Source organism: Clostridium estertheticum (assembly GCF_026650985.1).
GTDB classification, from domain to species: Bacteria; Bacillota; Clostridia; order Clostridiales; family Clostridiaceae; genus Clostridium_AD; species Clostridium_AD estertheticum_C.
In genome coordinates this window covers 2,212,526-2,224,359 of sequence record NZ_CP086239.1, presented here as the reverse complement: position 1 = coordinate 2,224,359, position 11,834 = coordinate 2,212,526, and the positions used below count along the sequence as shown (strand labels likewise).

Annotated in this window: 11 protein-coding genes; 7 read left to right on the top strand and 4 right to left on the bottom strand. The window is 30.9% G+C overall.

Annotated elements, in window-relative coordinates; all coding sequences use genetic code 11:
• Positions 1–46: 46 nt before the first annotated feature.
• Positions 47–1,252, bottom strand: a complete 1,206-nt coding sequence (locus LL038_RS10755) for an alpha/beta hydrolase family protein (RefSeq protein WP_216125906.1) — start codon at positions 1,250–1,252, stop codon at positions 47–49.
• 278 nt (positions 1,253–1,530) lie between these two features.
• On the opposite strand from LL038_RS10755, the gene LL038_RS10750 reads away from it, so the two are divergent.
• A complete protein-coding gene (locus LL038_RS10750; RefSeq protein WP_253200333.1) occupies positions 1,531–2,118 on the top strand; it encodes a TetR/AcrR family transcriptional regulator in 588 nt (195 codons plus the stop codon).
• Between the two features lie 378 nt (positions 2,119–2,496).
• Here LL038_RS10750 and LL038_RS10745 read toward each other — a convergent pair whose 3' ends face one another.
• Positions 2,497–3,372 (bottom strand): LysR family transcriptional regulator, encoded by an 876-nt coding sequence (locus LL038_RS10745; protein ID WP_216125901.1) that lies wholly within the window; start codon positions 3,370–3,372, stop codon positions 2,497–2,499.
• Positions 3,373–3,571: 199 nt separating this feature from the next.
• Between LL038_RS10745 and LL038_RS10740 the strand changes: the two genes are divergently transcribed.
• Together LL038_RS10740 and LL038_RS10735 are read left to right on the top strand one after the other, a co-directional pair.
• Positions 3,572–4,999, top strand: coding sequence for a DHA2 family efflux MFS transporter permease subunit (locus LL038_RS10740; RefSeq protein ID WP_216125899.1), 1,428 nt, complete (start codon positions 3,572–3,574; stop codon positions 4,997–4,999).
• A 179-nt stretch (positions 5,000–5,178) separates the two neighbouring features.
• Positions 5,179–7,893: a peptidoglycan D,D-transpeptidase FtsI family protein gene (locus LL038_RS10735; RefSeq protein ID WP_216125897.1), complete on the top strand. Its 2,715-nt coding sequence runs from the start codon at positions 5,179–5,181 to the stop codon at positions 7,891–7,893.
• A gap of 410 nt (positions 7,894–8,303) precedes the next feature.
• Here the strand turns inward: LL038_RS10735 and LL038_RS25680 are convergent, their stop codons facing one another.
• On the bottom strand, positions 8,304–8,399 hold the full coding sequence (locus LL038_RS25680) for a PF20097 family protein (protein ID WP_375293037.1): 96 nt from the start codon (positions 8,397–8,399) through the stop codon (positions 8,304–8,306).
• Between the two features lie 134 nt (positions 8,400–8,533).
• Between LL038_RS25680 and LL038_RS10730 the strand changes: the two genes are divergently transcribed.
• The 4 genes from LL038_RS10730 (at position 8,534) to LL038_RS10715 (ending at position 11,396) form a co-directional block, all read left to right on the top strand.
• Positions 8,534–8,815: a hypothetical protein gene (locus LL038_RS10730; RefSeq protein ID WP_216125895.1), complete on the top strand. Its 282-nt coding sequence runs from the start codon at positions 8,534–8,536 to the stop codon at positions 8,813–8,815.
• A 277-nt stretch (positions 8,816–9,092) separates the two neighbouring features.
• Positions 9,093–9,644 (top strand): hypothetical protein, encoded by a 552-nt coding sequence (locus LL038_RS10725; RefSeq protein ID WP_216125894.1) that lies wholly within the window; start codon positions 9,093–9,095, stop codon positions 9,642–9,644.
• A 673-nt stretch (positions 9,645–10,317) separates the two neighbouring features.
• Positions 10,318–10,593 (top strand): CD3324 family protein, encoded by a 276-nt coding sequence (locus LL038_RS10720; RefSeq protein WP_216125892.1) that lies wholly within the window; start codon positions 10,318–10,320, stop codon positions 10,591–10,593.
• A 146-nt stretch (positions 10,594–10,739) separates the two neighbouring features.
• Positions 10,740–11,396 carry a class I SAM-dependent methyltransferase gene (locus LL038_RS10715; protein ID WP_216125974.1) on the top strand — a complete coding sequence of 219 codons (657 nt, stop codon included), beginning with the start codon at positions 10,740–10,742 and terminating at the stop codon, positions 11,394–11,396.
• Between the two features lie 61 nt (positions 11,397–11,457).
• On the opposite strand, the gene LL038_RS10710 is transcribed toward LL038_RS10715, so the two are convergent.
• Positions 11,458–11,775 carry a hypothetical protein gene (locus LL038_RS10710; RefSeq protein ID WP_216125890.1) on the bottom strand — a complete coding sequence of 106 codons (318 nt, stop codon included), beginning with the start codon at positions 11,773–11,775 and terminating at the stop codon, positions 11,458–11,460.
• Between the last annotated feature and the right edge of the window lie 59 nt (positions 11,776–11,834).

Genomic DNA, 11,834 nt, shown 5'->3' with positions numbered 1-11,834 from the left:
TTTGTAATTAAGGAAATTAACCTAGATTGTAGAATGACTAATTATCTTAGATGTTTTTAAGAATTGTTTCAATCCAACTAAAAATACGCTCATTTCCAATCAGTTTGGCTCCAACCTGGCAGTGAAATTCAGCTCCTTCTTCAGAGGTAAACATCATGTAGTCTTTTTTACATAGAAGTTTTTCATACAAAGGTTTTGCTTGTCCTCCAAGTAATCCATCATTTTCGGCATCGAGAACCAGCGTAGGGCACTTGATTTTTTCTGCTATTCCTTTTAGATAGAATTTATCACCCTTTAAAACCAATTCAGCTGGATTATCCGCACCAAATACATACATTCCATGTGAAATAGCCCATCTCGATTTTGAATTAGTCTTCATTTCATCATACAAAGATTTATTAAGTTTATCAGGATTAGAATGTGCAAAGTTTACAAGTTCTTCTCTTGTGGTATCTGTACCATGTACATACCCTCCTAAAAAATCATATACTCCTCCATTTGCAATACAAGCTGCAATACGGTGTTCAAAAGCAGCAGCTCTTGGAGCAAGATAACCGCCTAGGCTTTCTCCCCATAAGACAATTTTATCTGGGTCTGTCTCTGACCTTGAAATCAAATAGTCTACAACGGGGATAACTACTTTCTCATAATCGTGTCTGAAAAATAAGTTCTGTTTTCTAGCAACCTCACCCTGTCCTGGTCCCTCAATAGTTAAACAATTCATTCCATGTTCCAGTGCTGTCATGGCTAATCCATAGAATTCTTCCTTTGTACCATCAAAACCAGTCATAGCAATTAATACAGGTTTTGGCTCATTTGAATTTTCTAATCTGTAATAGTGACCTGGAAGTGTTGTACCCTCATATTGAATTTCTACTCTTTCAATAAATGGAGTATTAAGCTTCATAACATACGAAAAACATTCAAGACTTAACTCATATAGTTCATTTATTTTAGAATCGTTTGGATTTTCGTGCATATAGAATTCAGCTGTTCTGTAATAGTTAGAGGCTCTAAGATAGGCTTTTTTAGCGCTAACCATATGCCCTTTTAAGTAGCAGTCATCAGCAATTTTATGAAGCCTTTGTGCTGTCTTGCTCCATTCATCACACCAGCTTTTATAATCTCCTTCTTTTATTCTTTCAGCAGTAGAAATAACTTCTCCGATGTCAGAAGCTCCAAAAGTTGATTCTCCAAGTAATCTTATTAGTTGAAATGCAAATTGGTCGTCATTAAAAATTAAATTTTTCATTTTCTTTCTCCTTTATAGTCAAAAGTCGAATAACTATTCGCTTTACCGATTATAGCCTTGCGTTAGATCATTGTCAATAGAAAATGAACAATCATTCACTTTCCATTGACAAAAAAAATTTATACTATAAAATGATAACTATACAAAACTAATTATTTGATTAATACTTGTTATTGAAAAGGAATCGCTAATTAATACTTCAATGACTTAACACAATAAACAGTACTAGTACGAAAGGAATGAAAATATTTATGGAAAACAGGAGAAATTCTAGAAATTTGAAACAAACCAGAGCTTTTAATACAAAAGAAAAAATATCAGAGACCGCTTATAAGCTCTTCTGCGAAAAGGGGTATTACAAAACTACTTCTATCCAAATCGCAAAAACTGCTGGTGTTTCAATAGGTTGTTTTTATTCTTATTTTAAGAATAAGGATGTAGTATTTTTGGAAATATTAGATTTATATAATAGGGACTTTTTACAAGTAACTAATGAAATATCAGACATGTTAGAGCAATATAAAAAAGATAAAAAAGGGTGGCTATTATCTATCATAAATAAGTTGATAGATATTCACGAAGCCTCAAAAGATCTTAATAAAGAACTTAGTACGCTCTACAATTCAAATCCCACAGTAGCTTCTGTACTTGATGAGCAACACAATAAAATAAAACGATTTATTATTGATTTTTTGAAAAAGTACAAAAGCGATGTTAAAGTAGATGACATAGATGCAGCGGCTATTATTGCATATGATATTATTGATTCGATTGTAAATAGAATTGTTTTTGATAAAAAAGATATAGAGCCTGATAGAATATTGCAAGCTGGAATCGAAGCATTAAATAAGTATTTATTTGAATAATAACAGAATTCAATGTTTATGATTAGCAACAGCTTAATCACTATAATTAAAACAAGCCAGCGTTCCTTTGTGGTAAGCTCGAGGTAAACTTTCCCTCGTTTTTATTAGAATATTGACCGAAACGGGGTATGTGTTTTAATTGCTCGTTGCAATAGACTTTGCTATGCAACAATAACGATCGGATTAAGCATATACGTTCAAACCTCCTTTTACATGATCTTGCAAATTATAATATCATACTTATATTACCACAATTTCCATCACTAGCTATTTCCTAAATAAAAAAAGTCTGCACAATTTATGTTACATTCAGAATATCACTAGTAAAGGAATTAGTAGCTCACGTATAAAAAGTTAAGGAGATTTTGCCACTTGTAACTACATAACTGCATTATAGGGGGTTTCAAGTTCAATCATTTTAATAAATTTTGACAATGCACTAGTCTTTAGTGAGTCTTTATGTCTTATAAAAAAAGTTTTTGTGGTACTAAATTTTGAAGGTATTGGAAATGATCTAAGAAGACCTCTCTCCTCGTATTCTTTAATAGCAGATTTAGGAACAAAAGACGCTCCAAGGTCTGCAATTACCCCTTCAATAATGGAATTTAAATTGTTGAATTCCATAAATCGTATCTTAGTAATACCTTTTAATTTAAGCCAATTTTCAAGTAGTAATCTATTTGGACATCCTACACTGTTCATTAAAAATGGATTGGAACATACTGCTTCCAAATCATTGTACTCAGGGCTTGAAATAAGTACTAGATTTTCCTCGAATACAAGTTCTTTTACAATATTATTGTCACTAAATGATAATGATTTTACGAAGGCGCCATCTATTTGAAAATGTAGAATCTTGTTAATAAGCTCATCTGATTGGCTTGTTATAAGTGACAAATCAACTTTGGGATAAGCTTTATGGTACTGCGATAATATATCTGGAAGCTGTATGGAAGAAATTGTATTATTGGCTCCGATGCATAGACTACCGGATGGGTCAACGGAATCATTAAGCGCAATATTAGCCTCATCAAATAAGTGTATGATTTTTTCTGCATAAACTAGTAGCTTTTCACCTGTAGGCGTTAATATCATGCCACGTTGCCTATAAAATAGTTGAGTTTTAAGTTCAGACTCTAATTGCTTTATTCTTGCGGTAACATTGGATTGGACGTAACCAAGCGTTGCCGCTGCCTTTGTAATACTACCTTCCTGTGCAACGGCTTTGAAAATTCGTAGTTCGTTACTCTCCATCAATTTTTCCTCCTTTATATATCATAAAAAGTGAATCATTAAATCATTTATAATCATTTTACATGATATTTGTTTTCCTGTAAACTAAATTTATAGAAAATTTAATTTGAAAGGAATGCATAACAATTAGCATATACTTGCAATTTTAATTGTTTAAAGTTTATGCTAGAAAATCAATTTTAAGAGGAGAGAAATTTATATGACAAATTCACACAAGCATAAGTGGAGTATCTTAATTATTGTTACCCTGGTTTCATTTATTACAAACGTTGACTCTACTATCGTAATCATAGGTTTGCCTAAAATAATGCAAGGACTTAATCTTACAGTGGGTGTTGGATTATGGACCATAACAGCCTATATTATATCTAGCACTGTACTCATATTACCAGCAGGTAAATGGGCGGATACAGTTGGAACAAAACGTATTTTTATATTAGGACTTGTAGTCTTCACTATCGGTACGGTTTTATGTGGCATAGCAAATTCCGGGTTAACTTTAATTATCTATAGGACAATTCAAGGAGTAGGAGCAGCTTTAGCCTTAGCCACTGCAACACCAACTATACTTAAAACATTTCCTGATAATCAACTCGGTCTAGCTCTAGGAATTAATGCTACTTCATGGGTTGTTGGAGCTCTAGTTGGTCCTGTAGTAGGAGGGGCATTAATCAGTAAATTTGGATGGAGTTCAATCTTTTTTATAACAGTACCTTTTGCGATTATTGGTATAATTGGGGCCGCCTTAGTTATGAAAAATGAAGAAGTAAATGTTAAAGAAAAGACAGACTGGATTGGAATATTTACATTTACTTTTGGGCTAGTAGCCATGATGGTTGTACTTTCAGAGGGGGCCTCATGGGGATGGATGTCTAACTTAACTGTAGTATTATTTATATCTACTATCTTATTATGGATTGCATTTATAATCACTGAGTTACATGTGGAGAATCCGTTATTCAATCTGAGCTTGCTTTCTTATAAAAAGTACACAATCGGATTAGGAATTACGGTAAATTATTGTATTGCTTATTTTTCAATAACACTACTATTAAGCATATATTTGCAAGGTGCACTGCACCTAAGTCCAATGAATGCAGGACTATTAATTATTCCACTATCAGCACCGCAACTTATTATGGGACCACTTGGTGGTAGACTAGCAGATCGTTTCGGAGCTGGGCGTATGATTATATCGGGTCTTATATTTCTTGTTATAGGCTTATTTATGCTTGGGAATCTTGGATCTAAGCTATCTATTCCAGCTGTGGTTATACCACTAATTATAATATCTATAGCCAACGGTATAGCATGGCCATCATTAGCCAAAATGGTACTTTCAACTGTGCCAAAAAACCAAGTTGGTTCAGCGTCAGGTATGTTCTACACTATTTATAATGTTGGACGGGCATTAAGTCAAGCATTGGTAATATTAGTAATAGAGTTTAGTGTACCACCAGCAATAGTTTCCAAAGCAATTGTAGGTATAGCAAACTTTAGTAATTTGCACATAAAGGGGGATTTGATCTATTCTATTGATTCTGCTTTTCATTTCTTTATAATTTTCTTTGTGATTGCATTGATATTAGGATTATTTGTCCTACATTCAAAAGAAAATAGCAATTAAAATCCGATAATAAGTTGTTACCTAATCTTTTTATGCTGAAAAATTGCTGTTTCATGGCACATTTATTGTAATTAATTCTAATTTAATGTAACATTGGATTATAAGAACAAAGTACTTAATGATAGGTTTGTTATTAATTATTTATTTTGTAAATAAAAATCATAGTGAGGAAGCGTGAAATGGAAAAAAAGAAGAAGTTTAATAGGTATAATATTCTTTATATAATTATGATAGCTATATTTTTAGCAATAGGTGCAAAGTTATATTATTTACAAGTTTTCAAAGGAGATTATTACAAAGCGGAGGCTGAAACTATTAATTCTGCAAAGCTTGTAACAGTAGCGGCACCAAGAGGACTCATAACAGATAAAAATGGAATAAAACTTGCGACTGAAGTACCGAGTTACAACCTTACATATACAAGTACAACTGATACAGGTAAAGATAATAAACAGCTATTTGCAACATTACAAAAGGTATTTAAAATTTTAGATGAAAATAAAGAAGTTCAGACAGACAGTTTTGAATTGAAGATTAATCCATATAGATTTGAGTTTGCTTCAAGAGACACTAAGGTAAAACAAGCCATGTTGTTAATATTTTTAAAAAATAGAAACTTCCAAGATAATATATTAAAAGTAAAATTTAAAAACAAAAAAGAAGGAGAATTAAGCTCATCTGAGAAAACTATTCTTAATGATGAGCTTTTAAAATTAACTCCAGAACAAATATATAATAAACTTCTTGTTGATTATAAGGTTAAAAATGGAATTGCGAGTTTGAATATAAAAGCAACTCCAGATGTAATAAGAAGATATTTAATTGTAAAAGACAGCATCAAAATGAACTTTTATTCTGCTAATAAATCAATTAATGTAGCAACTAATATAAAGAAAGATACTTCACTTATATTTGAGCAAAGCCTCTCAGAACTGCAAGGGTTTAAAGTAGAAAACCAGCCTATGAGGGAATACTCTTATGGCCAACTTGCATCATCAGTTCTAGGATACATTAGTAAAATAAACCCTGCTGATAAATTGAAGTACGCTACAAAAGGATATGACACAAGTGTAGATTATGTTGGAACTGCTGGAATTGAAGCCGTAATGGAGAGTAACCTTAAAGGGACTAACGGAGAAAAAGATATAAATGATGATTCTGTGGCAATAATTAAAAATACCGCTCATACTAAGAAGGCGGTTCCCGGAAAAAATGTTCAACTTACATTAGATGCAAATTTGCAATATGCCACGGAAACCACTTTAAATAGTGAAATGAAGAGAATACAAAGTGAGGGAATGGTTAATGGTTTAGACGTGTCAAACGCTACAAGAGCTGCAGCTATTGCCCTAGATATTAATACTGGTGGAGTACTATCACTTGTAAGTCTACCAGGTTATAATCCAAATGATTTTTCAACAACGCAAGGTTTAACTGAGGATCAATCACAAAAATATTTTAATCCAGATTATGAAAAGATGGCAAAAGCTGATGGGATATCAGATCTAACTGATTATATGTTTCCAATAGACAAAAGTATAAAGGGAAATACAACCATTAGAAAGGATAAGTTCGATTATTATCCAAAATATTTGTACAATTACGCAACTATGTCACTTATTCCTTCAGGTTCCACATTTAAGCCAATGACAGCAATTGCAGGGCTTGAATCTGGAGTTATAGATGCTAATTCAACTTACAATGATCAAGGTGGTTATGATATGGGTGGAGGACATTGGAATCCTTTCGAATCAGATGGTGCACTCGGTGTTGTAGATGTAGTTAGTGCAATAAGCAGATCAAGTAACCCATTTTTTATGAATGTAGGTCAGAATTTAAGAGAAAAATTTGGTGATGATAGTTTAGCTAAATATGCCTGGATGTTTGGGCTAGGAGCTGATCCTAAGGCAGTTAATCCAAGTACAGGAATAGAAATAAGTGAAAACTTTGGGCAAGTATATAATACAGTGTCGCAAAAAAACTTATCAGCGTCACAATATCTTTTGAGTATTGAGCAAGATTTATCTAACGGAGTTTCTAGTTCTAACGTAAACTTTCCCCCAATAGATTTATACGATAGGGATGATGATACTAGTATTGTTTCTGATGGTAAAAAACTTTCAGAAATAAAAACACAAATTAAAAATTATATTAGGGATTCTGTAAAAAATGGAACTTTCTCTAAAAGTAATTATGTGGGGTTATTTAAGCAATTAATTGCTGCTGATCCAGCCTACAAAAATCAAAAATTTACTGCTGCTAATATAAATACCGTGGTAACGGATGTATACTATTGGTCAGTGCAAACAGGTCATGGGTCTTTAGGTTTACCATACAATATGTTTATTGCATCAATTGGTCAAGGTATGGACAGTTTCACACCTCTTCAGATGGCAAATTATATAGCAACCCTTGCCAATGGTGGGACAAGATATAAAGTTCATTTAGTTGATAACATAAAAGATTCTAATGGAAAATTAATATCTCAAACGAAACCTATAGTAATAGATAAAGCTGCTATGAGTGCTACAACTAGATCCCTAGTTATGCAAGGCATGAATGGCGTTACTACAGGCGCAGGTGGTGGTGCTGATGGTACTGCGTATGCAGCACTTGGTGATTTTCCTATCCCTACTGGTGGTAAAACAGGTACAGCTCAATTTACAAAAGCTGAAGTACAAAGTAAAATTGGTAGAGGCGATTATGCGTGGTATGTAGGTTATGCACCTGCTGACAATCCTAAAATCGCAATATCCATAGTTATATTTGATGGTGGTTACGGTGCTGATGCTGCAAAGGTCGCAAGAGGTATGTATGAGAGTTATTTTAAAAATGATCCTCGAATGAAACAGTATCAAAATCATTATGACATAAAATTAAAACGGATTAATTAAATATAGTAACCCCCACATCATTAGATATGGGGGATACTTGCGATTAAATATATTAAAAGTGCTAAGTATTAGCACTTTTAATATATTTAATCGATATACAGGATCATAAGTACTAAGTCCTCTATGATCCATAAATATAATATAGTTATTTGATAATGATAACATATTTGCTTGTTATTATTTATATACAGCAACAAAATAATTTAGATTTTTGTTTCTTAATAAATTAAAAGGAGTTGAGGATATTGGCAAGTTTAGTTTTTGGTGTTTTGTACTACATATTATCATTTGTCTATTTCTTCACTGTTTGATATAGATAACATAAAGTTCAAATAAATACTTGATATTTACCAGGTAATTACCGGTTATAATTTAAAATATACTGCTACTAAAGTCCATAATCAGGAATATCACTTATGAGCATCTTTTGCTATCCACTTTAATTTTACTCTACTTCCGTAGAGGTCGCCTTTTAACATCTGATTATCACAATAGGGACATTTTATATTAAGAAAATTAAGATTATAGACAATTTTGTAAATTTTATTCGTTTTATGATAGGTAATTTGTTTAAAAGAAGGAAATAGAAGTTTTATGTAGAAATTATTAGGTGAATTAAAATTATGGGGGGGCGAGGATAATGAGGAATATTAAATTTAGATTTATGTCATTTTTAACTGCATTATTTATTTTGTTAGGGACAAGCTTACCAACACTAGCGGTTAATACGACAGCAAGTGTAACAAGCAATAAATCTTCTTATTCAGCAAAAGCTACGAAGAGTTACACTGTATACATAACCAACACAGGTAAAAAATATCACAAAAAAGGTTGCCGTTATTTAAATAAGAGTAGTATTGCGATTAAAAAAAGTAGTGTTTTAAGTAAAGGATATACTGCTTGTAAAATATGCAATCCTTAATAAAACTAAGTTTAATTTTAATTTATAAAAAGTAGAAACAAAATACTGCATTTGGGGATACCCAATGCAGTATTTTGTTTCATTTATTATATTTTTGATAGTTTATAACAACTAACTATATTTTTGAAATAATACTAAAGGGAGCTACACAAAGTATAATTAACCTCATAATAATTTATCATTTGAAGGTATAGACTATAAAATTAACTTTAAAAACAGCTACAGAGAAAAGAATAAAAGAGTTTTTGAGGCATATAAATAGTTTGAGGTGATAATCGTGGGGGATTTATATGTTGAAGCATTCGATCCTAAGAGGAAAAAATATTATTTTAATAACTGTTTTGAAAATTTCTGTTATAAAACTAGGCATGGTATCTGCTCATTAGATTTAACAGAAGGTGAGATAAAGTCGATTCCAATTGAAGTACATCCAATGAAGGATAATGTTAATTATTGCAGAGATATTTACAAGTCTATAATAAAAAATAGACAACAATATCCTGTATATATTAGCAGCAATAAGTGTGATCATTATACAATTAAGGATGGTCGGTATAGGACATGCATTGCAAGTAAAAAAGGACTAAAATTAAAGGCGCAGGTATCTCAAAATGATAAAATTTGCAGTGTGTGTTATAGGGAGAATAGCATTAAAAACTCAATAAATGATATAGAAAATAGGGTAAAGAAAAGTACTTTTAGAAAAATTATATTTCATAAAATATTAAAGAAAGAGCTTCGAAGTAATTTTAAGGATAGCCTGGATAAATGGAAAAAGGATTTGGGTGATTATGAATCAGAAAAAGAAAGAGGATTTAGAGAATTCTAGGAATAATAATTATAAGGAGTTCTTTATATGAATAATTATTTTGAATTATCTAATTTATTTATATTTTTTTTGTATGATTTCTAAATAAAATCATTACTAATAAAGTATCTGTTAATAATATAAATACGTTTAGATAAAATGGAACTACATGTCCGAAACTATCATATAAAAAGCCACCTAGCAAATGATTGAGTTACTTTTGCTAGGTGGCTATAGGTGGATATACATATAAAAGAATTGGTGTTAAATTTTGGATTAACGTCGTTTTATCTTTTGATTCCTAATATATACCGTGCTTTTTATTCAAATACAACAAAACATTTTTCTGAATCACACCAACAGTAATTTAGAAATAGACTAAAGCTAACTAATATTGTAATAATACTATACAAAATGTTATGGGAGACTCATACAAATTCATTTAGTATAAAGATTAAATAAATTTGTATTAAATCGTGTTACAAATTTGAAACTAATAGAAATAATGTATATACTTAAATAAGATAACAATATTATGAAATAAATATCGCGTGTATGTGAAGGGGGTAGGTTTATATATGAAAAAATATATTATTTATGCATAGCAAAGGCTATTGCATAGTAAATTATAGTTAGAGTTATGAAATAGCCTTTGCTCAATCCTAAGAAAGATTTCATATTTAGGAGGAGCATAATGAGTTATATTAAAGCAACTGATATATTACCACAAAGACTTTTAGAAGTAATTCAAACCTATTTAGATGGTGAATATTTATATATTCCTAGAAAAGAAAGTAATAAAAAGAATTGGGGAGAAAGCACGAAAATCAGAGAAGAAATTATACTTAGAAATGCAAATATTTATAAAGAATATAAAAGTGATGCGTGTATAAAACTTCTTGCTTTGAAATACTATTTATCAGAAAAAAGTATACAAAGAATTATTTTAGAAATGAAAAAGAAATGTTAGTGATTAAATGTGCCATAACGCTATTTTGCTTTATGGCACATTTTTACTTCAGAACTATCTTTAAGGTTGTTGTTTCATTAGTAGTGATAGTATACTTTTATTATAATAGTTAGAAAGGTTGTGTAATTTATATGAAAGATGATAAAATAAAATTAGAGGAAATGAGTATTTTTTTTAATAATCGTGCTGATGGATATGAAGAACATATGATGAATAATGTAGATGGAGCGGATAAATATTATATTGAAACTGCAAAATTAATACCAGAAACTAATGGCTTAAAAGTACTTGATTTGGGGTGCGGAACTGGTTTAGAATTAGATGAAATTTTTAAAAAAAATCCAACAGTTATGGTTACAGGAGTCGATTTAGCTAAAGATATGATAGAAAAAATAAAACTAAAACACAGTGATAAATTAAATCAACTTAATCTTATTGTTGATAGTTATTTCAGTTATGATATGGGCGAATTTGTATTTGATGTTGCTTTATCTGTAGAAACACTTCATCATTTCAATCACGAAGAAAAGACTAAATTATATAAGAAGATTTTCAAAAGTTTGAAACCAAATGGTTTTTATGTTGAAACTGATTATACAGCTCCAAACCAGGACTATGAAGATTTTCATTTTAATGAGAATAAGAGAATTCGCTCTGAATTAGGAATAACTGATGGCTTCTATCACTATGATACGCCGTGTACTGTGAAAAACCAGATGCAAATGCTTTATAATGTTGGTTTTAAATCAGTAGAAAAAATCTGGCAACATGAAAATACGGCTATTTTATTGGCAACAAAATAATATAAATATGTGTTAAAACCAATCAACAAACAAGAAGAGGTTACATTAATTCTCCACTATGTTAATCTTCACCATAGTATTTTGCAGAATAGAAAACCCCTTTTTTATGAACTATATAATTCTGTAGATAATCACGTGTGGCTGGGTCTCTCGCAGTAATAACTAATTCGTAACATTTAGCACCTTCAGTTTGAAGGTATTTACTATCTATCCTATTGTGTAATACATCATCATTTATTGGTGTTATACAAGCTATAATTGGTTGACCATTAATAAATAAGTAAGTTCTTAATGCTCCCTTCGGTGTAAGGCATGAAGCGTTAAAAGCAACAATTATAATTATAATAACAAAAATCAATTTTAACTTGTTAATTTTCAATAATTTTTTCTAATTTACACCCCCTAAAAGTGATTGTGACACAATAATATTCTACAATT